Source organism: Amycolatopsis sp. FU40 (assembly GCF_021903635.1).
In the GTDB taxonomy this organism is placed as follows: Bacteria; Actinomycetota; Actinomycetes; order Mycobacteriales; family Pseudonocardiaceae; genus Amycolatopsis; species Amycolatopsis dendrobii.
The window spans coordinates 5,191,155-5,215,924 of sequence record NZ_CP091381.1 but is presented as its reverse complement, the minus strand read 5'-3'; the positions used below and the strand labels follow the sequence as shown (position 1 = coordinate 5,215,924).

Genomic DNA, 24,770 nt, shown 5'->3' with positions numbered 1-24,770 from the left:
GTATCGGTATTCAGCGGCAAAAAACTGTGTCGAGCACGGCGCTCCTCAAGTCGAGGTCAAGGCCCCGGCCCAATGTCACCGAAGCCTCGACACGCTGTTTGCCGTCCGGGCTGGTGAACGCGACGGTCTGGAACCCGGGAATCCCGCCGGTATGCCCGAACACCCGCGCGCCGCACGCGGTGGCCGGGGTGCGCAAGCCGAGCCCGTACTGATCGGTCGCGGACCATGGTTTGGTCATCTGCGCCAGCAAGTCAGGCGGCACCAGCCGCCCCGCCGCCAGCGCGCAGAGGAACTTGTCCAGGTCCGCGGTGGTGGAGATCATCTCGCCGGCCGACCCGGCCATGCTCGGGTTCAGCTCGGTGACGTCGACCAGTTTCCCGTCCATCTCCTGGTAGCCGTGCGCGTGCGGCCCCGGGATCCCGGTCCGGTCGCCGGGCACCGACGTGCGGTGCATCCCGAGCGGGACCAGGATGCGCTGCGTTGCTTCCACGCCCCACGCGTGTCTGGTGGTCCGCTCGATCAGCATCCCGAGCACGATGAAATTGGTGTTGGAGTAGGCGTGTTTGCTGCCGGGCGGGAAGTCCAGCGGCTTGCCGGTCGAGACCGCGACCATCGACTCCGGCGAACGGTGCTGGTACCGGATCTTCTGAAAGTCCGCCCCGCGCAGAGGCAGGGACTCGGTGTAGTCGTAGAGCCCGCTGGTGTGCTGCAGGAGCATCCGCACGGTGATCTCATTGCCGTGCGGCAGCAGTCCGGGCAGGTAGCGCTCGACCGGGGCGTCGAGCTGGAGACGGCGTTCGGCGACGAGTTGCAAGACCACAGTGGACGTGAACATCTTGGTCGCGCTGCCGATCCGGAATCGTCCGGTCGGCGACACCGGCCGCTGCGAGTCCAATTCGGACACACCGGCGGTCACGGTACGGGCGTGTCCGTTGTGGACTGTCCGGATCTGCACGCCGGTCGCGCCGGAGGAGACGATCTCCTGTGCGAGCGTGCGAACCGGGTCCGCGACGGCGGCAGCCGGCGCGGCGGGCGCGAGCAACGACGCGGCCAGCGCCAGCGGCATGGCGGGCAACATCGGCGTCAGTCCTTGTTCCGCGCGGCGAACCGCACGACCAGGATCACCAGGCACACCACCGCGATCCCGCCCGCGATCATCCCGAACGTGTGGTCCAGCCCGGTGAAGCCACCGATCGAGTTCGTCGCGGCGCCGGCGATGAAGATCAGCCAGAGCAGGCTAGTGACTGCCGGGCCGCCGATCTGGCGGCTGCGCAAAACTTCCTTTTCCATGCCGGGAACGCTACTGACCGCCGGTGCCCCGCCACCATGCCTTAAACCCCCGACTACACGGTAGCGCCAGCGCTACCGTCGGCCGTTCAGACAGGCTGGCACCGCCGGCACTCGCCGGCGTCCGTTGTCCTCCGGCAGTCCCAGCTTCGCGAAAATACTGCGGATGTGCTTGAGTGCGGTCCCGGCGCTGACGCCAGCAGTTCCGCGATGGTGGCGTTGTCGTACCCTTCCGCCATCAGCTTGAGCACCCTGCGCGGTGAGCGCGTCCAGCGGATGGCGGCCAGCTCGACGATCGGGTCGGTCATCTTCACATCGGGCGCGGGCCGAGCAGGGCCTTGGCGGTCTTCGCCTGCCAGTTCGCGAACGGCGAGGCCCAGAGCGAGAGCGCGATCATTGCTCCCGGTCAGCGCGCGGCGCTCGGCCACGAGTCCACCTGGAACGTGGTCGAGCGGGGAATGCCGCCCAGTAATAGCCACCGGGCCGCGGCGGTGAGCAACTGCCGCGGCCCGCTCGGCGGCAGCGCGAAAGCGAAACGCCGATGAAGAACCCGGCCAAGCCGTGCAGCGCCAGCCAGCCCGCGTTTGCGCGGCCTCGCCGGATCCCGGATCAGCGAGCCGTTGAGGTAGGGCTCCGGCACCGGCTCGCCGAGCCGCCGCCGCTCGACCGCAGCGGGTAGCGGAGCAGTTTTATCACCACCTGAACCGCCGGGCCTTGACACCGGTCAACGCCATCGCCGTGACGACCGTCAGCTCGCAGAAAAGCAGGATCCGGTGCCGGCCCCGATCGTGAGGTACCAGACGCCGGACTGCCACGAACGAAGCCGTTTCTTGACCCGAACAGTGTCCCAGTAGGACAGTGCATACCGCATGGTGGTGCCTGCGCGGGAATTCGCGTTGCTGCGGCTGATCGGCACCACCCGAGGCCAGATCATGCGGACGATTCCGCTGGCACTGCTGAACATCGCGCTGCGCGGAACCCCGTTGCCGTCCGGGACTTCGATGGTGCTCGTCGGAATCGTCGGCGGCGCGTTCCTGCTCAGCCTGCTTTCGCTCGGACTGTCCACTCGCATCACCTTGCGCGCCAAGCCTATTGAAGCCATCGGACTTCGGGAGTAGTCGAATGCACATTGCCGCCAAGCTGAAGACGCTTGCGCTGGCGACCCTGTCGGCGGAACAGCTGACCCGCGGTTACCTGAAGCGAGTCGACGAGCTCAATCCGAAGCTGCACGCCGTCGTGCAGACCAATCCCGACGCGCTGGCGTTGGCCCGCGACAGCGACGCACGCCGATCCCTGCCAACGTCGAAGGCAGACCAAGCGTCACAGTCCCCGTTTGGGCTACCGGCCCACCCGGGCCCATCCGCTGTAATGCTGTTCGCACACCGTGGATATGCTCGGTCGCTCTTGGTATTTGCAGCCGAGGTCGAGCACGCTGTGGGCGGCGGCCGGATTGCCGGTGGCGCACGTGCGCCAGTGGGGGAGATTCGTGGTGACAGCATCGTCCAGTACGGCGGAGAAAACCGTGCTTCCCCAAATTTTCTACGTCTGGCTGGGCGGTGCTCTGGTGTCGCAGCTCGGCGACGCTGCTTTGTACTTCGCGCTGGGCTGGGCGGCATCGGCTCACGGCGGTTTGGCGGCCGGTTGGGTGCTGTCGGCGGTCGCGCTGCCGCGGACGATTCTGCTCCTGTTCGGCGGTGCCGTCGGTGATCGGCTCGGAGCCCGACAGGTCATGATCGTCGGTGACGCCGTGATGCTGGTTGTCGCCGTAACACTGGCTGTCGTGTCGGGGGCGGCTGGGGCGCCGTTGGCCATTCTCGTGATAGCCGCTCTCATAGTCGGCACGAACGATGCCTTCTACCTGCCCTCGTCCGGATCGATGCCCCGCCGGCTCGTCGAGCCCGAACTGCTCCCGCGGGCAGTCGCGCTTCGTCAGAGCGGAACCCAGGTGATTAGTCTGGTCGGTGCTCCTGTTGGTGGTGCCTTGGTGGCATTCGCCGGGCTCTCCGCGGCGGCATGGGCCGACGCGATCACCTTCGCTGTGGTGCTCGTCGTGCTGGTTATGGTGCGTCCGCCGTTCACTCCGCCGTCGCCCGCGCAGCGCAAGCACATCTTGCGCGAGGTGTGGGAAGGGATCCAGGTCGCGGTCAGGACCTCCGGACTGGGACCCGTACTGTTGCTCGTGGCGGGTGCGGCGGGGTTTGTGCTGCCTTTTGTTTCTCTGCTGGTCCCGCTGCTGGCGCGAGAGCACGGATGGGGTTCGACCGGTGCGGGGTTTGTGGTCGGAGCCCAGAGCATGGGCACGATTGTCGTAACTCTGATCATCAGTCGCCGCGGGATCCTCGCCCGCCCCGGCGTTGTTGCCGCACTCGCGCTGGCTGTGGTCGCCGTGGGCGAACTGGCGGTCGGCCTCGCGCCGGCGCTGCCGATGGCCATCACGGGCGCGATAGGTGTCGGCGCGGCGAGCGGCATGTTCGTCAGCCACCTCAGCCCGCTGCTCCTCAGTGCCGCTCCTGATACTCATCTCGCTCGTGTCCAGGCAATCCTCTCGGTGATGCAGAGTGTGACCCTGTTGGCGACCAACAACATCATCGGATCGGTTGCCCATGCGCTCGGACCTCGAGCCGGGACCCTCGTGTGTACGGCCGCGTTGCTCATCTGCGCCGCAGCCGGACTCTTCAGCCGCCCCATCCGCAGAATCTCTCGACCGGCCGGCCGAGCTGTGCGTTCTTGATGGTTTGTACTGGAGGGCATCGTCTGAACAAGGACCGCGGACGATGGTGCTAGCCACGCTACTCGCGGTTGAAATGCCCGGCGGCGCATACCAGGTTTCGGCAGCGGCACCGCGGCGTTGCGCGAGTATGAGCCTGCGAAGCCTGGCCGCAGTCGGCTTCACTTTCCCCTGCCACGAGCCCGTGCATCCGCTCAACACGAACAGTTGGTCCGACGCACGGGTTGGTGAGAGCGCGCAAGATGGTCTGTCGAAGTGCAGTTCGACGTAGTCGCGGACGAAGCAGACCGCGCTGACCTCGCGGCCGACGAGGAGTTGCAACGGGGCGGAGAGATCATCAGCGGTGGCCACGCGGCCCTGCTGCCAGAGGCTCAGGGGATTGGGCGTCGATCCTGCGGCAGTCACGTCGCCGGGGACGTCGATGTCGTCCGACCAGCGAGCAAGGTGAGTCGAGGCCAGACGGGTGCGACGCCGGCGATGAGGTCGACGTGACTGGACGGGGTCCTGGTGGGGATCAGACGTCGAGCGGCCCGCGAGAAGCATTTCGCCGCAGCAAAATCTTGTCTGTGGTACGTCGAATGTGTTTGCTGACGGTCACGTGATCGTGGTGGTCTGATGCGGTGATCGAAATTGGGTGGGAGCGGCCGCTGCACCGGCGTGGCGTTGTCTCGGGCCTTGCGGTGACGGGCGGTCATGTCGTCGTTCACGAGCGCAGCACGAGATTGGTGAGTCTTGATCCGGCGGATGGTTCGGTGCGGTGGGATGCTCCGGTCGATACGTGGCCGCGTGCGGTTGCCATCGGCGGCGGTCGTTGTCTGCTGTCCCGCAGGACCGATCTCGACTGTCCTGTTTGGACCTCGCGACCGGGCGGCCGATCTGGTCCGCTGACGTTCCCGATATTCCCGGGGCATCTGGTCGTTTCAGCGACCGTGGTGCTTGTCGGCGGTTGGCGCGGGTACACGCCGCTTCGCGCGTTCGATCTCGCGGCGGGCCGGCTTCGCGATGCCGACCTTGTCTTGACACACAACCCTGCCGGGGTCAGGAACAAAGTCTTGGACCCCGCGGCTACACGCATGTCGTCGACGAGGCGAGCGCATGGTTGCGAAGGCAAACTGGGGGAAATCGCCGCACCGGGCCTGCCGGTCGAGTGGGTGTGGTTGGATCCGGGGATCGACCTGGCGAAGACGCCGCCGCAGTCGATCGAGATGCTTCGCGGATTGCGGACACTGACCAGCTTCAAGCTCCCGCTGCTGATCGCGATCTCCCGAAAGGACTTCATCGGAGCGCTGTCGCCGTCGCCGCCCGCTGAACGGGTGCCGGGAACTTTGGCGGCACTTGCACAGCTGGCCGGGCTGCCGGGGCGGTAGCCTGTGTGCACGATGTCGCCGCTGCGTCGCAGTTTCTCAGGGTGGCCAGAGTCTTGTCCTCGGACGAACCGCTGGATCCCGTCCTGGCGGTGCCGTTGCGTTATCGGTGTCAGGCTGTCTCGCAGGAGCTTGCGGACCGATTCGGCACCGAATCGGTGCTTTGGCCCGGTGCGGCGGAAAGTCGCTGATGAAAGACGCGGGAGCCCCTGCTCGGCAAGGGCTCCCGCGTCTTTCATCAGCAGGCGTTGATCTTCCAGTAGTCGGCGTTGTCGTTGGCGCCGGGGATGTTGGCCAGGTTCGGCACGTCCCCGTACGGGGGGACCTTGATGAGCAGCTTGTCGGGCGCGAGCACGACGTCGTTGTAGACGCAGATGGTGCGGTTGCCGTTGTTGATGATCGACGACAGCTGGTTGCGCTTGTTTCCGCTGGACGCGGGCGGGTTGTTGAAGTCCCCGGACTGCGTGCTGTTGTAGTTGAGATGCCAACCGGTGGTGCCGCGGTTGTAGTTGGCGTCCTGGTAGAAGCAGTAGTAACCGGCCGGACACGGTGCGGTGGCGGCGGAGGCCGGGGCCGCGGCAAGGACGGTGCCGGCGGCGGCACCGGCCACGGCGGCCGCGAGAGCCACTGCGGAGCGGATCGTGGGCATGCGGGTTTCTCCCCTCGAAGCGGCCGCCACCGGAGCGGGCGGCCGGACGAGTACAACGCTGCCGGGAACCGTCCCCGTCTCGTCCTCGCGCCGTCCTCCCGCAGGTCAGCCCGATGAAATCGCGTCTCCGCGGAGGTTCGGAACCGCGCGGTGTCTGCTGACGAGGCCCTGTGGCTGCCGGCAACGTTGTTATGAGTGCCGACCAGCTGGTTGCGGCGTGTGGGCGGGTGGTTGATGGGGTGGCTGCTTGGTGGTCGATGATCACGACTTGTGGTCATGAGGTTTCTGTATCTGCTGGTGACGCGGGTGTTCGGTTGGCTGGTGCTGTGCTCGCGGTCGAATGCTGCGAAGGATGCGGAGATTTTGGTGTTGCGTCATCAGCTCGCGGTGCTTCAGCGTCAGGCGTCGCGACCGCGTTTGACCTGGGCTGATCGTGCGGTATTGACGGCATTGGTGCGACGTCGGTGGACCTACGGGAGTCGACCGGGTCGGCCGGCTGTTGCCGTGGTGATCCGCCGGTTGGTGGGGGAGATGGCGAGGGACGATCCGGGTTGGGGTTACCGCCGAATCCACGGCGAACTCGTCGGGCTGGGATACACGATTGCGCCGTCGACAATGTGGAAGATCCTCAAGGATGGGGGAGTGGACCCGCCACCGCGCCGATCGGGACCGACGTGGAAGCAGTTCCTCACTGTCCAGGCCAGCGGCATTCTGGCGATGGATTTCTTTCACGTAGAGACGGTGTTGCTGCGCCGGCTCGTCCGACTGCGGAGTGGCTGGTGTAGCAGGCCCGGAACCTGCTGGTTGAACTCGGCGACCGAGTGGACAGTTTGTGGTTTCTGATCCGTGACCGCGACGCGAAGTTCACGGCCGCGTTCGATGCGGTATTCGCCTCGGTCGGCATCGACGTCCTGCGCAGTCTTGTTCGGGTGCCGCGGGCGAACGCGATCGCTGAAGGCTGGGTGGGCAGCGGTCGCCGCGAGTGTCTGGATCGGCTGTTTATCGTCAACCGGCCTCATCTCGAACAGGTCCTGGCCGAGTACGTCAATCACCGTCGTCCTCATCGCTCCTTGGGCCGACGACCGCCCGAACGGCAGGTTCCGGTCCGGATGCGTGATGCCGGATTGGTACGTCGGCACGGTCGCCTTGGCGGTCTGATCTACGAATATCAGCAGGTCGCGTGATGTGACACGGTTTTCGGCACCCATACGACGACGCAGTCATGCGACCCCGGCATTCAACGCCAGGACCGCAGCTTCCCCTCGGGATCCTGTCTTCAGCTTCTTCAAGACATTAGCGACGTGGAACTTCACGGTGCTCTCCGTGATGCCGAGCCGCTCGGCGATCGCCTTGTTCCGCAAGCCGTGCGCAACGTGTCGCAGGACTTCCAGCTCTCGGCGGTTGAGTTTCGAGAGGCTGGTCGTGTCCGTGCTGTCCCGGGCGACAGAGCGGGGGAGGACGATCGAGACCCGGCTTCCCCAGCCCGACACCGCGTCGACCTCGACGCTGCCGCCGAGTGCCTTCGCGCGTCCGTCGAGCTGGAGGTGCAGCGCGTCGACGTCGAGGCGTCCGGACTCGTGGTCGCGGATGTCCAGCCGCAGCGAAGAATCGTCGCAGGACCACGCGACGCGCAGCCGGGTCAACGTCGGCTGTGCGGTGAACGCCAGGACCGCTGTGCAGGTCATGGCTCGCGCGGCGGGCGCGAGCTCTCCGCACAGCGGACGCGTGTCGGGCTGCGGCTCCACGAACTCCAGTTCGGCGTCGTGGTGGCGCAGAACCTGCCGTACTTCCCGGCGCAGCCGGGCGAAGGCGGTGTGCACCGGCTCTTCGGACAGCGCGAGATCGGTCTTGTGGGCTGACCGCAGAGCCACCAGCGCGGCTGAGGCGGCGTCGGTGGCGGCGGCTCGGGCACCCTCGGCGTCCAGCTTGGTCGACCGCAGCGCGTTCAGGACCGTGACGAGGGTTCTTTCCTGGGTTGCGGCCATTTCGACGATCGTGCGCGCGCGTTCGCTCGACGCCGCCCGGGACTCGGTGAGGTAATCGGGGCTCGCTTGCGTGACTTGCTGCCGGATGGATGTCGCGACGATGCCGAACAGTTCGGCGAGCGGCACCGGACGCGGGACTGGTTTCCGCACGGTCCGGGGGATCAGGACCAGCAGCGTGCCGATGGGGTCGTGCACGGCCCACACCGGCCGGGCCGCACCGCCGAGCTGCGCGGTCGTGCTCGTCGCGCGGCCGGGATGCACGGCCGCCTTCAGCGCTTCGAGTTCGGCGATCGCGATCTTGTCCGTCGTCTCCGCGTCGCCGGCGACCTTGCGGGGCCGACCGGTGCACTCCTTGGTGAAAATGACGAGGGCGCAGTGCGGCCAGGTCTCGGCGAGGAAGCGGGAGAAGCGGCCGGCGATGTCGTGCAGCGGGCCGTCCACGACGTCGCGCAGCCCCGGCAGGTCGACGGCGGCGCGGGGGTCGGCAGGCATCCGGCTCAGGATAACCCGTCGGGTGCCTAGCCGAAAGACCAGGAATTCCTCGCCGGACGACCGGGTCGCGGCGGGCCGGCGCGCCACTAGCGTCGGGATCGGCATGCGCTCTGGCACATGGTTTGTCGCTCGGCACGAAGGAAGAAAGAATGCCACAGCAGGTACGCGGGGTGATCGCCCGTTCGCAGGGAAGTCCGGTGGAACTGACGGACATCGTGATCCCGGATCCGGGGCCGGGCGAGGTGGTCGTCGCGGTGGCGGCCTGCGGGGTCTGCCATACCGACCTGACCTATCGCGAAGGCGGGATCAACGACGAGTTCCCGTTCCTGCTCGGGCACGAGGCGGCGGGCACGGTGGAAAGCGTCGGCGCCGGGGTCGACTCCGTGCGGCCAGGCGATTTCGTCGTCCTGAACTGGCGCGCGGTCTGCGGCCAGTGCCGGGCCTGCAAGCGCGGCCGCCCGCAGTATTGCTTCGACACGTTCAACGCGGCCCAGCGGATGACGCTCGCCGACGGCACCGAGCTGACCCCCGCGCTGGGCATCGGCGCGTTCGCCGACAAGACGCTCGTGCACGCGGGACAGTGCACCAAGGTTGACTCGTCCGCGGACCCGGCCGTGGCGGGTCTGCTGGGCTGCGGGGTCATGGCGGGCCTCGGTGCCGCGGTGAACACCGGCGCCGTCGGCCGCGGCGACTCGGTCGCGGTGATCGGCTGCGGGGGAGTCGGGGACGCGGCGATCGCGGGATCCCGGCTCGCGGGAGCGACCACGATCATCGCGGTGGACCGGGACGAGCGGAAGCTCGAATGGGCACGCGATCTCGGCGCCACGCACGCCGTCAACGCGTCCGAAACCGACACGGTCGCGGCGGTGCGGGAACTCACCGGTGGGTTCGGCGCGGACGTCGTCATCGACGCGGTCGGCCGTCCGGAGACGTGGCAGCAAGCGTTTTACGCCCGCGACCTCGCCGGCACGGTCGTGCTGGTCGGCGTGCCCACGCCGGACCTGCGGCTGGAGATGCCGCTGATCGACTTCTTTTCCCGCGGCGGGGCGCTGAAGTCGTCCTGGTACGGCGACTGCCTGCCCGAGCGCGACTTCCCGATGCTGATCGATTTGTATCGGCAGGGCCGGCTTCCGCTCGAGAAGTTCGTCTCCGAACGCATCGGGCTCGCTGACGTCGAGAAGGCCTTCCACGCGATGCACGCCGGCGACGTGCTGCGCTCGGTGGTGGTCTGGTGAGCGGCCTGCGCATCGAGCGTGTCGTCACTTCCGGCGTTTTCGAGCTCGACGGCGGAAGCTGGGCGGTGGACAACAACATCTGGCTGGTCGGAGGGGACGAAGAGGTTGTGATCGTGGACGCCGCCCACGACGAGAAAGCGATCACCGACGCGGTCGACGGCCGGAACGTCGTCGCCGTGGTGTGCACGCACGGGCACAACGACCACGTCACCGTCGCACCGGCGCTGGCCGCGAACCTCCACGCGCCGGTGCTGCTGCACCCCGGCGACCAGGAGCTGTGGGAGATGACTCATCCGGACCGGAAATTCTGGCCGGTGCAGGACGGAGAACGGATCGCGGTCGCGGGCACGGAGCTGCGGGTCGTCCACACTCCGGGGCATTCGCCCGGCTCGGTGTGCCTGTACTTGCCCGAGGCAGGCGCGTTGTTCTCCGGTGACACCTTGTTCTCCGGCGGGCCGGGCGCGACCGGACGGTCCTTTTCGGACTTTCCGACGATCGTCTCGTCGATCCGCGACAGGCTGCTCGAACTGCCCGCCGCCACGAAGGTCCACACCGGACACGGCGACGCCACGACGATCGGCGACGAGGCGCCGCACTTGTCGGAATGGATCGCCCGCGGGCATTGAGGACAGCGGAAGGCCGGGTTCCGTCCACGGTGGACGGAACCCGGCCATCGCGTGGTCAGGGGGCCGCGAGGCGGTCGAGCGGAACGTCGGGGTCGGCGAGGAGGTCCGGGTCGATCGGGCGGCGGGAGCGGACGAGCGCCTTGATCGGCTCAGTGACTTCCCAGACGTTGACGTTCATCCCGGCGAGGACCCGGTCGTCCTTGAGCCAGAAGGCGATGAACTCGCGGCCGGGCACGTCGCCGCGGAACACGACGCGGTCGTAGCTGTCGATCGTGCCGAGGAATTCCATGCCCAGGTCGTATTGGTCGGTGTAGAAATACGGCAGTTCGTCGTAGACGTCGTTCTTGCCGAGCATGCCGGCGGCCGCGACCGCGGGCTGGTTGAGCGCGTTCGCCCAGTGTTCCACCCGTACGTGGCGGCGCAGCTGCGGGTGGTAGGCGTTGGCCACGTCCCCGGCGGCGAAGATGTCGGGGTCGCTGGTGCGCAGGCTCGCGTCTACCAGCACGCCGTTGCCGGCTCGCAGCCCGCAGGCGCGCGCGATGCCGGTGTTGGGCTGAGCGCCGATCCCGGCGACGACTGCGTCGGCCTCGAGCACGGTGCCGTCGGCGAGCTTGACGCGCTTGCCTCGCTCGACCTGGTCGACCTGGACGCCGAGATGCAGATCGACGCCGTGCTGCAGGTGCAGGTCGGTGAAAACAGCGGCGACTTCGCGGCCGAGCGCGGGCACCAGCGGCTGGGGGAGCGCTTCGACAACGGTCACGTCGAGCCCGGCTCGGCGGGCAGCGGCCGCGGTCTCCAGCCCGATCCAGCCGGCGCCGAGCACGACCATGCTGCCGGCGGTGGTGAACAGGCCTTTGAGCCAATCGGAATCTTCAAGACGGCGCAGGTAGCGGACCCCGGTGGCACCGGGGAGCGTGCGTGCGCTGGCACCGGTGGCCAGAAGCAGTTTCGCGTAGCTGAGGCTGGTGCCGTCGGAAAGCCGCACCTCGTGCGCCGCCCGGTCGATGCCGGTCGCGCGGACACCCGGGCGCAGCTCGATGCGCTGCTCGGCGTACCAGGTCGCGTCGTGGACGTACAGGCTGTCGCGGGAGGCGTTGCCGGACAGATAGTCCTTCGACAGCGCCGGCCGCTCGTAGGGCAGGTGCTCCTCGTCTCCGATCAAGACTATCCGCCCGTCGAAACCCTTGTCCCGTAACGCTTCCGCCCCTTTTGCCCCAGCCAGTCCGGCTCCGATGACGACGAAGGTCGGCGAGGTCACAGATCAACTCCTTTGCGGTACACGCGAAAACGGGGCGGCCGGGCGGCCGCCCCGTTCCGGGTCAGCTCAGTACTGGCCGGCCCAGCGGCAGCGAGCGGCCGCCCGTCGCCGCGGACATCGCGCCGAGGAAGAGATACACCCCGACCGCGGTGAACGCGAACACGACGTATCCGCCCACAGTGGTGAGGCCCGCGGAGCCGTTCACGGTGCCGAACAGCACGAGTGCGAGCGCGAGGTCGATCAGTGCGAAGAGAAGGGTGAACGCGGCGGGCAGCCGCAGGCTGGCCAGTGTCAGCAGGACGATCATGACCAGCCAGGCGGTCAGGAACAGCCCTTGGGTGGACACCGCGGCGTCGGCGGGGATGCCGAACCAGTTGTGGGTCAGGCCGAGCACCAGCACCGCGTAGCTGAGCCAGAACCCGGCGAAGATGCCGAACACGGAGGCGACGGCGCTCTGGCCCTGTGCGGCGGCCCATACCGCGGCGACGAGCTGGCCGAGGCCGGTGGCGGGCAGGATGATCGCGATCGAGGCCCCGACGGCGCCGGCCGGGACGTAGCCGGTCAGCACCAGGCCGAGCGCGGTGGCGCCGACGATGAAGGTCGGAACGCCGATCAGAGCGGGATCCCCCTCGGGAATGGTGCGTGCGGGCGCTTCGGTGGCTTCGGCAGTCGTCATCGTGTACTCCTCGTTGAGTTGCGAATGATCCGTGGACGGGTTACCGGGTCGTGGGCCACAGGTGGGAAAGCTCCGGATGGTCGTCGTCGATCAGCCGGTTCGCCAAGGCGATCGCTTCTTTCGGGTCGATCTGGTCGAACGCGGGCTCGCCTTGGGCGAGCGCCTCGAAGACGGTCGCGAGTTCGGCCGCCGCCTCCGGGGACAAGCTGGTGTCCCGCCGGCATTCCACGTAGCGCAGCCGCAGCACTCCGGCGGCCTGCAGGAGCAACGAGCCGTAAGTGCTGCCCGCGGCTGGGTTCTGGACTTCCACGCCGACTCCCTTCTGTTCCGATCGGGCGGGTGGGGTCAGGCGGTGAGGCGGCGGAGTTCGCGGGCCGCGGCAGCGGGGTCGGGCGCGTTGTAGATCCCGCCCCCGACCACCGCCACGGCCGCGCCCGCGTCCTTCACCAGCCCGATCGTCGCGGCCTTCACCCCGCCCGCGATCGAGAACGCCACCCCCGCCTCGCGCCCGTCGGCCAGCAGCGTGTCGATCGAATACCCCGGACGCGCCTGCTCGTCCAGACCGGCATGGATCTCCACGAACGACACCCCCAGCTTCGCCACCTCCCGGATCCGCGCCACCCGGCCCTCGGTCACCGAGATCATGTCCGCCACCACCTCCTTGCCGTACTTCCTGCCCGCCGCCACCGCGCCCCGCACCGTGTCGTCGTCCGCCGCCCCCATCACCGTCACCAGATCCGCACCCGCCTCGAACGCCAGCGTCGCCTCCAGCTCCCCCGCGTCCGCCGTCTTCAAATCCGCGAACACCAGCTTGTCCGGATGCGCCGCCTTCACCGCCGTCACCGCCGAAATCCCCGCCGACTTCACCAACGGCGTCCCCAGCTCAAGAATGTCCACCTCCCCCGCCACCTGACGCGCCAACGCCAACGCCGAACCCACATCCAGCACATCCAACGCAACCTGCAACCGCACAACAAACTCCTCACGGTAGAAAGGGAAAACGCGACAGGTCACCCACCATCACCCCGCCGCCTGCGCCCGGCAATGCTTCGCCGCATGAGGAAAAACAATCCCCCGATAGGCACAATCAATAACCGCCGGCCGCCGGGGCGCGGCGGTCCGGGCCTTCGCGACCCGGCAGACCTCGGCCGGCTGGTGCGGGAAGCATCGACGATCTGCTGGTCACGGCCGCTTCCCGGCTCTCGTCGGCACTAGTGCGCACGGCTTCCCGCTCGTCTCGGCGCGGCCGCCGTTCGTCCGTGATTCGGCTCCGGTCGTGCGCGAGCGGTTGCCAGGCCCCGATGCGAGCGAAGAAGCTTTCCGGAGAATAGCCGAGTTCAGGGCGACGATACCGGATAATCGCGCCGGCTGAGCCCTCGGCGGGCAACGGCGCCTGTTTGTCCTGCCGTTGCCGCCGGTCGACAGTGCGGGAGGACGTTATGAGGCGCGAAATGCCGGAATCCATGGTGGCCGAAGTTCTTTCCGCGCCTCGTGGTCGGCGTTGACGGATGTTGATTCATTGCCTCGGGGCCGCCGCGGGCGGCGGCTATCCGCAGTGGAATTGCGCTTGCGCCGGGTGCGTCAAGGCCCGCGCTAAGCCGGAGCACGCGACGGCGCACGCCGGGATCGCGGTTTCCGGCGATGGCGAGCGGTGGTTCCTGTTCAACGCGACTCCCGACGTTCTCCACCAGATCGCGGCGGATCCCGTGCTGCATCCCGGTCCGGGCATCCGGGAGACGCCGGTCGCCGGGGTCGTGCTGACCGACGCGGAATTCGACCACACCATCGGCCTGCTGATGCTGCGCGAGGAATCGTCGCTGACGGTGCACGGGACCTTTCCCGTGCTGGAGGCGCTGAACCTCTGGTTCCCGGTGCGGGAGCTGCTGAGCGACTACGCCGACATCTCCTGGTCCGAGGTCCGGGCGGGCGAGCCGGTCGATCTGGACGACCGGGTGCGGGCGACCGCGTTCCTGACCGGTTCCAAGGCTCCCCGCTACGTGGGGAATTCCCAGCTCCGCGAACAGCCGGCGGAATGGGAGGTCGGCTATCGCCTGGAAGACAAGCTGACCGGCGGGATCGCGGTCTACGCGCCGACGGTGCCGCGATGGGACGAGAAGTTCGAGCAGCAGGTGGCATCGGCCGACTGCGTCTTCGTGGACGGGACGTTCTGGACGGACGACGAAATGTCCGCGACCGGCGCGGGAAACCGGACCGGCCGGTCGATGGGGCACCTGCCGGTCAGCGGGGACGGCGGATCGGCTCGCGCGCTCGCCGCGCTGCCCGCGAAGCGAAAGATCTACACGCACATCAACAACACGAATCCGATTCTCGACGAAGAGTCCCCAGAACGGCGCTGGGTGACGGACTTGGGCATCGAAATCGGCCGAGCCGGCTTGGAGGTGGAAGTATGAGCGTCAGGTCTGCCGAGGAGTTCGAAGCGTACCTGCGGTCCATCGGAGAGAAGCGGTACCACCATCTGCACCCGTTCAACGAGCGGATGCACGCTGGAGAGCTGTCCGAGGCGGAATTTCGCGGATGGGTGCGGAACCGCTTCTACTATCAGATGAATCTCCCGAAAAAGGACGCGTTCATCCTGACCAAGCTCCCGGGCCGGGACGACCGGCGCAGGTGGATCACGCGGATCACCGACCACGATGGCCGCACCGGCGGCGAAGGCGGCCTCGAAAAGTGGGTCCGCTTGGGGAAAGCAGTCGGCTTGAGCCGCGAGGAACTGTACGACGTGGACACCGTTCTGCCCGGCGTGCGGTTCGCGGTCGACGCGTACGTTGACTTCTGCCGTCAGAAGCCGTGGCTGGAGGCGGTCGCGTCGGCGTTGACGGAACTGTTCGCGCCGGACCTGCTCAGCAGGCGGATCACCGATGTCCAGCGCCATTACCCGTGGATCGCGGCGGAGGGCCTGGAGTACTTCCGGGCCCGGCTCACTCAGCAGCCCAAGGACATCGCGCACCTGCTCGAATTGGTGGTCGAGAACGCGAAGACCGAACAGCAGCAGGAAGCGTGCGCCCGTGCGCTGGAGTTCAAGTGCGACGTGCTCTGGAGCCTGCTGGACGCCGTGGAACTCGCCTACCGCAAGAGTTCGTGATGAACGAGTCCGAATTGGCCGCCGTGCCGAAGCTGGCGACGAAAGCGATGCTCAAGCACGACAACGTCCGGGACGTCGAATTGCTCCTGTTGCCCGAACGCGTGGTGCTGCTGAACAAGTCCGGGGCGGCGATACTGGGACTGTGCGACGGCAGCCGGACCGTGCGGCAGGTGGTCGACCAGCTCGAACGCGATTTCCAGGCCGCCGATCTCGCGAACGACGTGATGAAATTCCTGCACGACGCGCGAGGCCGGGGCTGGGTGGTGGTCGCATGACCGGCTTGCCGCAGCCCTACGGCCTGCTCGCCGAGGTCACGCATCAGTGCCCGCTGCATTGCGTCTACTGCTCGAACCCGCTGAACCTGCTCGACCGGCAGGAGGAACTGGCCACCGAGGACTGGTTGCGGGTGATCCGCGAGGCCGCCGGGCTCGGTGTCGTGCAGGTGCACTTTTCCGGCGGCGAACCGCTGGTGCGCGGCGATCTGGAGACCCTGGTCGCCGAATGCCGCGGTCTCGGGCTGTACACGAACCTGATCACCAGCGGCCTCGGGCTGACGGAGGGCCGGGCGGAAGCTCTGGTCGCGGCCGGGCTCAACAGCGCCCAGTTGAGCATTCAGGGCGACGCCGCCGAATCGACGAACCTGGTCGCGGCCAGCAAGCGGTTCGACAAGAAGGAGGCCGCCGCGCGCATCATCCGCGATGCCGGCCTGCCGTTGAACATGAACGTGGTGCTGCACCGGCTGAACCTCGACCGGCTCGACGCGATCATCGACGTCTGCGCGGAATGGGGAGCCGAGCGGCTGGAACTGGCCAACAGCCAGTACTACGGCTGGGCGCTGCGCAACCGCGAGCGGCTGATGCCGAGCAAGGCCCAGCTGGACGACGCGGTCGCCGTGTACGAGCGACGGAAGGCCGAACTGGGGGAGCGGATGGAACTCCTCTGGATTCTCCCGGACTACTACGAGCCCTACCCGAAGCCGTGCATGGGCGGATGGGCGCAGAACGCGCTGACCGTCGCACCGGACGGCACCGTGTACCCGTGTCCGGTGGCCGCCGAGATCACCACGATGGCCTTCTCCTCGGTCCGCGACCACGACCTGGAGTGGATCTGGACGAAATCCGAGGCGTTCCAGGCCTTCCGGGGAACGGCGTGGATGCCGGATCCATGCCAGAGCTGTCCGCGCAAGGAGATCGACTTCGGCGGCTGCCGCTGCCAGGCGTTCGCGTTGACCGGCGACGCGGCGCGCACCGATCCGGTGTGCCAGCACTCGCCGGACCATCACCTGGTCCAGGACGCTCTGGTCCGGGCCAATCACAGCAACGGCGAAGCGGCGGACCTGGTTTACCGGCGTCCGGCCGCGCGGAGGCACTGACGGATGTCGCTGGCAGGCACGAAACTCACGGAAGAAGAGGCGTCGGCGCGGTCCGCGGCGGTCTCGCACGTCCGGTACGAGGTGGAACTCGACCTGACGACAGGCGAGGACGAGTTCGCGACGACCACCGTCGTGCGCTTCCGCGCGGAGCCTGGCGAGCTCTTTCTCGACTTTGCGGGAACAGCCGCGTCGGTGGAGTGCAATGACCGTGAACTGGGGCCGGCAGCACAGGCCGGCGCCCGCATCCGGCTGATCGCGAGGCCGGGGGAGAACACGGTGCGCGTGGCCGGGACCGCTCCGTATTCGCGCACCGGCGAGGGCTTGCACCGTTTCCGCGACCCGCTCGACGGGCAGGTCTACCTGCACACCAAGTTCGAGCCTTTCGCGGCGCACACCGTCTTCGCCTGTTTCGACCAGCCGGATCTGAAAGCGGCGGTCGGCGTGACCGTGACCGCGGAGGATCACTGGACGGTGGTCGCCAACACCGACCCGGAAAAGCTGGTGCCGCTGGAGGGCGACCGCACCAGCTGGCGTTTCGGGCCCACCCCGCCGCTGCCGACCTACCTGGTGGCCTTCGCCGCCGGCCCGTTCCGCCGCGTCCAAGCCTTGCACGACGGACTGCCGCTGGGCCTCTACGCGCGGAACTCCCTTTACTGCGCATTGACCCGCCAGGCTCCCGAGCTCTTCGACGTGGTCCGTCGCGGGCTCGACTTCTACCGCCGGTTGTTCGACCTGCCGTACCCGTTCGCCAAATACGACCACGTTTTCGCCCCCGAGTACGCGTTCGGCGGCATGGAGCACCCGGGCTGTGTCACGCTCAACGAGCGGTTTCTGTTCCGGCACCGGGTCACCGAGGACACGCGGCGAAGGCGAGCCGAACTCCTGACGCACGAGATGGCGCACATGTGGTTCGGCGATTACGTGACCATGCGCTGGTGGGACGATCTGTGGCTGAACGAGGCGTTCGCGACCATGATGTCGGTCGTCGCGCAGCCTGAAGCGACGCGGTACGGCGAAGGCTGGACCGGCTTCGCGCATCACAACCTGCCCCTCGCCCGGCACGCCGACCAGTTGCCGACGAGCCACGCGATCCGGGTCGCGACGCCCGACACCGACGCGGCGCGCTCGAACTTCGGCCCGATCGTGTACCGGAAAGGCGCCGCAGTCCTGCGTGAGCTGGCGGAGCGGCTGGGCTGGGACTCGTTCGTCGCGGGGGTCCGGATCTATCTGCGGACGCACGCGTGGGGCAACGCCGATCTCGGCGACTTCGCGGCCGCGCTGCAGCGGGCTTCAGGCGAAGATGTCGGCCGGTGGGTCGAGGAATGGCTGCTGAGCAGCGGCGTCAATACCGTCGAAATGGTCCGGGACCTGCTTGTCCAGCACGCGGACGTTCCGCCGCGGAGGCTGAACCTCCGGGTCGCCGCGTTCGACGACCGCGAGGGCGAGATGGTGCTGCGCCGGCGCGCGCACGTTTCGCTTGATTCGGGCGAGTGCGAGCTGGCCGGCTTCGGCGACGCGGATCTGGTGGTGCCCAACGACGACGCGGTGAGCCACGTCAAGATCCGGCTGGACGCCCGGTCCCGGCAGAAGGCGCTGGCGAGTTTGTCCGCAGTGGACGATCAGCGGGTGCGGGCAGTCGTCTGGGGAGCGTTGTGGGACGAGGTGCTCGACGCGCGCTTGCCGGCGCGGAGCTACGCCGCTGCCGTTCTCGCGCACGGGCCAGGGGAGAGCGATGCCGGGGTGCTGGAAGCGCTGCTGGATCGCGCAGTGCGGGCTGTCCGCGTTTACGGGGATCCGTCCCGCCGTACGGAGATGCTGGCGACGCTGGCGCACCAGGTGCGAACACTGCTGGCCGCCGAAGCTGCGGGCAGCGATCGCCAACTGGTCTTCGCCCGCGCCCTGGTCGGCGTCGTCCCGGACGGGGAACACCGTCTGCTGAGCGAAATCGCGTACGGGCGATCCCCGTGGGCGGGCCTGGAAGTGGATCGGGATCTGCGCTGGCGTGCGGTGTTCCGCCTCGCGTCGACGGGACACGACCTCGACGGCTGCCTGGATGTCGCGGTGGAGGCGGATCCCGGTGACAGCGGCCGCCGGAACGCCTTGACCGCGGAGGCCGCCCGGCCCGCGGCGGCAGCCAAGGAAACGGGCTGGGAGCGGCTGTTCAACGGCGAATTTTCGCTCGCCGAGCGGAAAGCCGTCATGGCGGGCCTGCCGCAACCCGGGCAAGAGGGACTGCTCACACCGTATGCGGACCGCTACTTGAGGACGTTGGAAAGCATGCCGGGCACCGTCGAACCGGAATTCGCGGTGGCCTTCGCCCGCGCGCTCTATCCTCATTTCACCACTGCGGAGCAGAGTGTGCTGGCGGGCACCGGGCGCTTGCTGGAAAGCACGCTGTTGCCGCGGAACGTGGTGAAGGTTCTCCGCGAGGAGCGCACCGAACTGCTGATCATGCGTGCGGCGCGAGCGTGCGACGCGGCGCATCGAACGAGGTGAATGGAAGGCGCAAGGCTTCAGTCGCGTGGGCAGACTGAAGCCTTGCGCCGGCTGAAGTGGCTGTCAGCCTCGGTAGAAGTAACCAGTGGCTTCAGCGCAAACCTCGACGACCGTGTACTTCGGCGTTTCCCACTTCACGTTATTTCCTCCTGTTGAAGGATTCCGGGCGAGTGCTTCGCCGGGAAGCATCTGCGACGCGGTGCAAGTGCGGCCACCGGTCTGGGTCGGACGGGCGGGAAATAGTGACAGACGGCGGTTTTTTGGTGCTGAGCGGGATGAAACCCTTACCTGCCAAGGTGTTTCGCTGCTCAACGGCCATAGGGGCAGGCCGGAAACCCCGCAGGTGACGTACTGTGCACCGTTCGTCTTCGCAGCGGCTACGTTCGTGTCCCTCGGATTGACCAGGCTCACCGGCCAGTGCAGGCTCAGTGCACACCGCGGGTCCCGTGACCGCGGGTCGCGCAGTCCGCGCACCGTCAGTGTTGCTTCCTCAGGCACAGTACGACGTATTCCGGAGCGAGAGGGGGAAATCGTGGTTCTTCCCTCAAAAATGCCTCAGCTCGCCGACCTCGATCTGCTGCTGTCCGTCGAACGCTACGGCAGCGTGGGGAAGGCGGCGCAGGCGCACAGCCTTTCCCAGCCCGCGGCCAGCATCCGGATCAGTGCCATGGAACGAAGGCTCGGCCTGCGGCTGCTCGAACGTTCCCCGACCGGGTCGAAGCTGACCGAGGAAGGGGAAATGCTCGCGAAGTACGCCCGCAACGTGATGCACGCGGCGCGGGAGCTACTGGAGTTCGGCTCCGGTTCGTCCAGCGCGAGCCGGTTGCGGGTCGCGGGCAGCCCGGGCGTGTCCGAGCACCTGATCCCGGAATGGCTGAACCGGTCCGGGCTCTCGTTCGGCGAGGTGCGGGTGGAGGTGCGGACCGGCCGCGTCGACGAGCTGCGGCAGCTGATCCGGGCGGACCAGGCCGACGTCGCGTTCATCGACGGCTGGTGCCAGGCCGGAAGCCAGCTGCCGAAACAGTTCCGGGAAGGCCTGGTCACCCGGTACATCTGCGACGACAAGCTGGCGGTGGTCGTCGGGGCGGTGCATCCGTGGGCGAAGCGGCCCGGTCCGGTGACGGTGGAGGAGCTCGCCTCGGCCCAGCTGGTGGTGCGCGAGCGGGGATCCGGGCTCCGGGAGTTCACCGACGAACTGCTGGGTTCCGCGCGTGCTTCGCGAAGCTACGTCGAACTGCCCTCCAGCGCGGCGGTCAAGCAGGTGGTCGCCGCGGGCAGGCGGGTGACCGTGCTGAACATCTCCACCGTCCGCTCCGAAATCGCGGACGGCAGGCTGCGGCTGGTCCCGGTCGAACAGGAGATGCCGGCGAAGCCGATTTACGCGGCGTGGAGCGAACGCCGGGGATTGCCCGGACACGCGAAGGAGCTGGTCGAGATCGCGGCGGCGAAGGGCAGTCCCATGCCAGGCCCGCAGCCTGGCCCGAAAGTCACTAGCACAGGAGGAGTAACTACCGATGTCCACTCTTAACAAGATCGCTCGCATCATGGTCTCCGACCGGCGCGGAATCCTCGCCGCGGACGAGAGCATCGGGACGATGTCCTCCCGGCTCGAAGGGGTGGGCGTCGAAGCGACCGAGGAGAACCGGCGCGTGTACCGGGAGCTGATCGTCACGACCCCGAAGCTCCCGGAATCGGTCAGCGGCATCATCCTCGCCGACGAGACGTTTCACCAGAAGCTGTCGAACGGCCAGACGTTCCCGCAGTTTCTCGCCGACCGCGGCATCCTCGCCGGGATCAAGGTCGACACCGGGGCGAAGCCGCTGGCGGGCGCACCGGGCGAGAACGTGACCGAAGGGCTCGACGGGCTGCGCGATCGAGTGAAGAACTACGCGGCGCTCGGGGCGACCTTCGCCAAGTGGCGCGCGACGATCACGATCGGCGACGGCCTGCCGTCGGACCGTGCGGTGCGGGCCAACGTGCACGCGCTGGCACGGTATGCCGGTCTGTGCCAGGAAGGCGGCATCGTGCCGATCGTCGAGCCCGAGGTGCTGATGGACGGTTCCCACTCGCTGGCGAAGTGCAAGCAGGTGACGACGTCCGTCCTGCGCTCGCTGTTCGACGAGCTCAGCCTGATGCAGGTGCAGCTCGACGGCATCGTCCTCAAACCCAACATGGTGGTCGCCGGCAAGGACTGCCCGGAGCAGCCGTCGGTCGAAGAGGTCGCGAAGGCCACTGTGGACGCTCTGCGGGAGACGGTGCCGTCGTTCGTACCGGGCATCGCTTTCCTGTCCGGCGGGCAAAGCCCGGAAAAGGCGACTGAGCACCTCGCGGCGATGCAGACGCTCGGCCCGCTTCCGTGGGAGCTGACCTACTCGTTCGGACGGGCGCTGGTCGGGCCGGCGCTGGAGACCTGGCGAGGCGACGAGAGCAAGCGGGAAGCCGCTCAGAAGGCGCTGTCGGACCGGGCGGTGGCGAACGCCGCGGCTCGCTGACCGCCAGACCAGAAGACCCGGCCGGTGCGAGCCGCGGCTCGCACCGGCCGGGCCGGGTCGAGGAAATTTGCCCGTTCGCGCACAGGGATGGATGTCTATGAAGAGTCAGGAATGGGGCCTCGCCGCCGCGGAGACTGCCCGCCGCCCGGACGACGCCCTTGCCCTCGAACTCGTGCGCGGCACCGAGGCCGCCGCGCTCGCGGCCGGACGATGGGCCGGGCACAGCGACGACAGCGCCAGGCTGGCCGCCATAGACGCGATGCACACGTCGCTGCGCTCGGTGGCGATGGACGGCGTCGTGGTGCTCGGGGTGGGCACGCAAGACGATTCACCCGCCCTGTTCCACGGCGCGGAGGTGGGCGCCGGCGACGGCCCGGTATGCGATATCGCGATCAGCATCGGCGATGGCGCCCTGTCGGAGGCCAGGGATGTGCCCCGCGCGCTGACCGCGGTGGCGGTCAGCGCGCGCGGCGCGATGGCCGACCTGGCTCCGCAGCACAGCATAGAGAAGCTGGCGGTCGGCCCCGGCCTCGCGGACGTCGTCGACATCACCCGCCCGGTGGCGGAGAACTTGCGGAGGATTGCCGTGGCAAAAGGGGTGCGGGTGTCGGACGTCGTCGTCGCGACGCTCAATCGACGCCGGCACGTGGAACTCGCCCGAGAAATCCAGGACGCTGGTGCGCGGGTCCACTTGGTGGAGGGCGGCGAGATCGCGGGCGCCGTCGCCGCGGCGCGGCCTGAGCATCCGATCGACGTGTTCCTATGCACCGGGAACGCCGTGGAAGGAGTCGTCGCTGCCGCCGCGTTGTCCTGCCTCGGCGGATCGATGCAGGCGCGGCTGGTGCCCGAAGGTCCCGCGCAGCAGCCGGCCGCGGTTACTCGCACCGAGGACCTGGTGGGCAAGGAGAGCGTGGTCTTCTGTGCCTCCGGGGTGACCACCAGCGAACTGCTGCGCGGCGTCCGGAACGACGGCGAGGGCTGCACGACCACGCGGTCCCTCGTGCTGTGCTCGGATCCGGACACGGTGCGGACGATCCAGTCCGAACACCGGTATGTCAGGGAGCGCGGCCGTGGGTGAGGCCGGACCTCTGCTCGCGCGCTACCGCGGGCTGATCTGTGACCTCGACGGCGTGGTGTACCGCGGGGCTTCCGCTGTCCCGCACGCGGTCGAGACCCTGAACGAGGCGGCCGAACGCGGACTGTCGGTCGTCTTCGCGACGAACAATGCGTCCCGTCCGCCCGGGGACGTCGCTGATCACCTGCGTGAGCTGGGCCTCGCCGGGACCGGCTGGTCGGTGGTCACCAGTTCTCAGGCGGCCGCGGCGTATCTGGCCGAGCGGCTGGCTCCTCGCGCGCGAGTGTGCGCGGTCGGCGGCCCTGGCGTTGCCCATGCGCTGGCCGAAGCCGGGTTGACGCCGGTCCGCGTCGCGGACTTGGCGGGCGCGCCAGTCGAGGCGGTCGTGCAGGGACTCGGCCACGACATCACGTGGCGCGAGCTCGCGGCTGTCGGCTACCTGGCGGAAGCCGGAGCTGCCTGGGTCGCCACGAACATCGACCGCACGCTCCCCACGCCGTACGGGAAGGCACCGGGCAACGGCGCGCTGGTCGCCTTGGTGCAGACCGCGACCAGCGCCTCCCCGCACGTGGTCGGAAAGCCGAAGGCGGCCTTGTTCGACTTGGCTCGCGCTCGGCTGGGCACTGCTCCGCCGGACACCTTGGTGTGCGGAGACTTGCTGGGCACCGACATCGAGGGGGCGAACGCCGCCGGCCTTGACTCGCTTTTCGTGCTGAGCGGTTCCTCCCGGCTCCGCGATCTGGCTTTCGCACCGCGGCGTTCCCGTCCGACGTATGTCGCTGCTGATGTGAGCGGGCTGCTCGTCCCCGCGCTGCCGCTGGACAGCGCCTCGGCAGAGCGTCTCGACGGCCTCGGGCCGGACGGCGTCCCCGACCTGCCCAGCGGCGGCGACAGCGGCCGTTTGCTCCAGGCCGTCATCGCCGGTGCGTGGGCGGCTCGCGCCGACGGACGGCCGATCTCCGACGACGCGCGGTTGTGGGAGCGGATCGAACAGCAGCTTGGCGTCGCCGGTCCGCAGTGACGCGTGCGCGGCCGCCGAGAGGGAGCGCGCCCGCGTTCTGCTTGCTGGCTGAGCGAGAAGACCGCTCCGCCGCTGTCCGGAACCGGACAGCGGCGGAGCGGTCATTTTCCGGGCAGGGCGGGCGGTTCGCCGGTGCGTTCGTACTCCGCCAGCAGGTCGATCCGGCGCTGGTGCCGTCCGCCCTCGAATTCGGCGGTGAGAAACGCGTCGACGATGCGCTCGGCCTCCTCGACGGTGTGCATCCGCGCGCCGATGCCAGCCAGCAGTGCGTTGTTGTGCCGGCGTGCCAGCCGTGCGGTGTCCTCGTTCCAGGCCAGTGCCGCGCGTGCGCCAGGCACTTTGTTGGCCGCGATCTGTTCCCCGTTGCCCGAACCGCCGATGACGATGCCGAGGCTGCCTTCGTCGGCGACGACGCGCCGCGCCGTCTCGACGCAGAACGGCGGGTAGTCGTCGGCGGCGTCGTAGACGGCGGGGCCGACGTCGGTCACTTCGTAGCCGAGACCGGAAAGCCGTTCCGCGAAATGGTTCTTGAGTTCGAGCCCGGCGTGATCAGAGCCAAGATAGATTCGCACGGCGGCGAGTCTAGTGTCGTGCTCGGCGGATTGGCGGGAAACCTTTGCCGGACAGTCATTGGAATGCCTTATAGGCCGGTGCGAGGGTGTCGCTGCCGTCGCCGGGGCGTGCGCGGCCGCTCCCGCTCGTCGACGGCGGCGCACCGTTCGGCACCGGTTGCCGACCGCTGGTGCACCGCCGGTTGCTGCCGCCGTGTTAAGGCGAAGAAGCTGGATCGTGACCGGGAGATTTCGTGACGGTGTCCTCGAGATCGAGCGGTTTTCGGGAGCAGCCAGCAGAAGGAGAACGACATCATGTGGGAAACCCCGGAGTACACGGTCATCGAGGTGTGTGCTGAG

At 68.2% G+C, this 24,770-nt stretch carries 26 protein-coding genes; 16 read left to right on the top strand and 10 right to left on the bottom strand.

Annotation, left to right across the window (positions count from 1 at the left end; all coding sequences use genetic code 11):
• Positions 1-10 precede the first annotated feature (10 nt).
• The 3 genes from L3Q65_RS24795 to L3Q65_RS24785 all read right to left on the bottom strand — a co-directional run bounded on the left by L3Q65_RS24795 (position 11) and on the right by L3Q65_RS24785 (position 1,715).
• Positions 11-1,078 carry a serine hydrolase gene (locus tag L3Q65_RS24795; protein ID WP_237596785.1) on the bottom strand — a complete coding sequence of 356 codons (1,068 nt, stop codon included), beginning with the start codon at positions 1,076-1,078 and terminating at the stop codon, positions 11-13.
• Positions 1,079-1,083: 5 nt separating this feature from the next.
• Positions 1,084-1,290, bottom strand: coding sequence for a hypothetical protein (locus L3Q65_RS24790; protein ID WP_182891514.1), 207 nt, complete (start codon positions 1,288-1,290; stop codon positions 1,084-1,086).
• Positions 1,291-1,376: 86 nt separating this feature from the next.
• Complete coding sequence (locus L3Q65_RS24785; RefSeq protein ID WP_237596784.1) at positions 1,377-1,715, bottom strand: hypothetical protein; 339 nt, start codon at positions 1,713-1,715, stop codon at positions 1,377-1,379.
• A 441-nt stretch (positions 1,716-2,156) separates the two neighbouring features.
• On the opposite strand from L3Q65_RS24785, the gene L3Q65_RS24780 reads away from it, so the two are divergent.
• The 3 genes from L3Q65_RS24780 (at position 2,157) to L3Q65_RS24770 (ending at position 5,382) form a co-directional block, all read left to right on the top strand.
• Positions 2,157-2,405, top strand: coding sequence for a hypothetical protein (locus L3Q65_RS24780; protein WP_237596783.1), 249 nt, complete (start codon positions 2,157-2,159; stop codon positions 2,403-2,405).
• 371 nt (positions 2,406-2,776) lie between these two features.
• Positions 2,777-4,018, top strand: a complete 1,242-nt coding sequence (locus L3Q65_RS24775; RefSeq protein WP_237596782.1) for an MFS transporter — start codon at positions 2,777-2,779, stop codon at positions 4,016-4,018.
• A gap of 617 nt (positions 4,019-4,635) precedes the next feature.
• The gene (locus L3Q65_RS24770) at positions 4,636-5,382 is read left to right on the top strand and encodes a dihydropteroate synthase (protein WP_237596781.1); all 747 of its coding nucleotides are present in this window, start codon (positions 4,636-4,638) and stop codon (positions 5,380-5,382) included.
• Positions 5,383-5,617: 235 nt separating this feature from the next.
• On the opposite strand, the gene L3Q65_RS24765 is transcribed toward L3Q65_RS24770, so the two are convergent.
• The gene (locus L3Q65_RS24765) at positions 5,618-6,028 is read right to left on the bottom strand and encodes a peptidase inhibitor family I36 protein (protein WP_043838119.1); all 411 of its coding nucleotides are present in this window, start codon (positions 6,026-6,028) and stop codon (positions 5,618-5,620) included.
• Between the two features lie 276 nt (positions 6,029-6,304).
• Between L3Q65_RS24765 and L3Q65_RS24760 the strand changes: the two genes are divergently transcribed.
• Together L3Q65_RS24760 and L3Q65_RS24755 are read left to right on the top strand one after the other, a co-directional pair.
• Positions 6,305-6,871 carry a hypothetical protein gene (locus tag L3Q65_RS24760; RefSeq protein WP_237596780.1) on the top strand — a complete coding sequence of 189 codons (567 nt, stop codon included), beginning with the start codon at positions 6,305-6,307 and terminating at the stop codon, positions 6,869-6,871.
• Positions 6,850-7,212, top strand: a complete 363-nt coding sequence (locus L3Q65_RS24755) for a transposase (protein WP_237596779.1) — start codon at positions 6,850-6,852, stop codon at positions 7,210-7,212. The genes L3Q65_RS24760 and L3Q65_RS24755 overlap by 22 nt, the downstream gene beginning before the upstream one ends.
• 36 nt (positions 7,213-7,248) lie before the next feature.
• On the opposite strand, the gene L3Q65_RS24750 is transcribed toward L3Q65_RS24755, so the two are convergent.
• On the bottom strand, positions 7,249-8,505 hold the full coding sequence (locus tag L3Q65_RS24750; protein WP_237596778.1) for a LuxR C-terminal-related transcriptional regulator: 1,257 nt from the start codon (positions 8,503-8,505) through the stop codon (positions 7,249-7,251).
• 149 nt (positions 8,506-8,654) lie between these two features.
• On the opposite strand from L3Q65_RS24750, the gene L3Q65_RS24745 reads away from it, so the two are divergent.
• Positions 8,655-9,740 carry an S-(hydroxymethyl)mycothiol dehydrogenase gene (locus L3Q65_RS24745; protein WP_237596777.1) on the top strand — a complete coding sequence of 362 codons (1,086 nt, stop codon included), beginning with the start codon at positions 8,655-8,657 and terminating at the stop codon, positions 9,738-9,740.
• Positions 9,734-10,366, top strand: coding sequence for an MBL fold metallo-hydrolase (locus L3Q65_RS24740; RefSeq protein ID WP_237600936.1), 633 nt, complete (start codon positions 9,734-9,736; stop codon positions 10,364-10,366). The genes L3Q65_RS24745 and L3Q65_RS24740 overlap by 7 nt, the downstream gene beginning before the upstream one ends.
• Before the next feature lie 55 nt (positions 10,367-10,421).
• Here L3Q65_RS24740 and L3Q65_RS24735 read toward each other — a convergent pair whose 3' ends face one another.
• From L3Q65_RS24735 to hxlA, 4 genes are all read right to left on the bottom strand, one after another.
• Positions 10,422-11,624: an NAD(P)/FAD-dependent oxidoreductase gene (locus tag L3Q65_RS24735; RefSeq protein ID WP_237596776.1), complete on the bottom strand. Its 1,203-nt coding sequence runs from the start codon at positions 11,622-11,624 to the stop codon at positions 10,422-10,424.
• Positions 11,625-11,685: 61 nt separating this feature from the next.
• The gene (locus L3Q65_RS24730; RefSeq protein ID WP_043840322.1) at positions 11,686-12,300 is read right to left on the bottom strand and encodes a GPR1/FUN34/YaaH family transporter; all 615 of its coding nucleotides are present in this window, start codon (positions 12,298-12,300) and stop codon (positions 11,686-11,688) included.
• A gap of 40 nt (positions 12,301-12,340) precedes the next feature.
• Positions 12,341-12,610: a hypothetical protein gene (locus L3Q65_RS24725; RefSeq protein WP_182891520.1), complete on the bottom strand. Its 270-nt coding sequence runs from the start codon at positions 12,608-12,610 to the stop codon at positions 12,341-12,343.
• A gap of 35 nt (positions 12,611-12,645) precedes the next feature.
• Entirely contained in the window at positions 12,646-13,272 is a 627-nt protein-coding gene (gene hxlA, locus L3Q65_RS24720) for a 3-hexulose-6-phosphate synthase (RefSeq protein WP_182896963.1), read from the bottom strand.
• Positions 13,273-13,808: 536 nt separating this feature from the next.
• Between hxlA and pqqB the strand changes: the two genes are divergently transcribed.
• From pqqB to L3Q65_RS24675, 9 genes are all read left to right on the top strand, one after another.
• Positions 13,809-14,711, top strand: coding sequence for a pyrroloquinoline quinone biosynthesis protein PqqB (gene pqqB, locus L3Q65_RS24715; protein ID WP_182896902.1), 903 nt, complete (start codon positions 13,809-13,811; stop codon positions 14,709-14,711).
• The gene (gene pqqC, locus L3Q65_RS24710; RefSeq protein WP_182896903.1) at positions 14,708-15,403 is read left to right on the top strand and encodes a pyrroloquinoline-quinone synthase PqqC; all 696 of its coding nucleotides are present in this window, start codon (positions 14,708-14,710) and stop codon (positions 15,401-15,403) included. Before pqqB ends, pqqC begins: the two co-directional genes overlap by 4 nt.
• Positions 15,403-15,678: a pyrroloquinoline quinone biosynthesis peptide chaperone PqqD gene (gene pqqD, locus L3Q65_RS24705; RefSeq protein WP_182896904.1), complete on the top strand. Its 276-nt coding sequence runs from the start codon at positions 15,403-15,405 to the stop codon at positions 15,676-15,678. The genes pqqC and pqqD overlap by 1 nt, the downstream gene beginning before the upstream one ends.
• Positions 15,675-16,775, top strand: a complete 1,101-nt coding sequence (gene pqqE / locus L3Q65_RS24700; protein WP_182896905.1) for a pyrroloquinoline quinone biosynthesis protein PqqE — start codon at positions 15,675-15,677, stop codon at positions 16,773-16,775. Before pqqD ends, pqqE begins: the two co-directional genes overlap by 4 nt.
• Before the next feature lie 3 nt (positions 16,776-16,778).
• Positions 16,779-19,271, top strand: coding sequence for an aminopeptidase N (gene pepN, locus L3Q65_RS24695; protein WP_237596775.1), 2,493 nt, complete (start codon positions 16,779-16,781; stop codon positions 19,269-19,271).
• 532 nt (positions 19,272-19,803) lie between these two features.
• Complete coding sequence (locus L3Q65_RS24690; RefSeq protein WP_237596774.1) at positions 19,804-20,799, top strand: LysR family transcriptional regulator; 996 nt, start codon at positions 19,804-19,806, stop codon at positions 20,797-20,799.
• A complete protein-coding gene (locus L3Q65_RS24685) occupies positions 20,786-21,763 on the top strand; it encodes a class I fructose-bisphosphate aldolase (RefSeq protein ID WP_182896907.1) in 978 nt (325 codons plus the stop codon). The genes L3Q65_RS24690 and L3Q65_RS24685 overlap by 14 nt, the downstream gene beginning before the upstream one ends.
• Positions 21,764-21,860: 97 nt before the next feature.
• Positions 21,861-22,841 carry a fructose-bisphosphatase class II gene (locus L3Q65_RS24680; protein ID WP_237596773.1) on the top strand — a complete coding sequence of 327 codons (981 nt, stop codon included), beginning with the start codon at positions 21,861-21,863 and terminating at the stop codon, positions 22,839-22,841.
• Positions 22,834-23,859 (top strand): HAD-IIA family hydrolase, encoded by a 1,026-nt coding sequence (locus tag L3Q65_RS24675; RefSeq protein ID WP_237596772.1) that lies wholly within the window; start codon positions 22,834-22,836, stop codon positions 23,857-23,859. The genes L3Q65_RS24680 and L3Q65_RS24675 overlap by 8 nt, the downstream gene beginning before the upstream one ends.
• Positions 23,860-23,960: 101 nt before the next feature.
• Here L3Q65_RS24675 and L3Q65_RS24670 read toward each other — a convergent pair whose 3' ends face one another.
• Entirely contained in the window at positions 23,961-24,431 is a 471-nt protein-coding gene (locus L3Q65_RS24670) for a ribose-5-phosphate isomerase (RefSeq protein WP_182896910.1), read from the bottom strand.
• Positions 24,432-24,770: the final 339 nt, after the last annotated feature.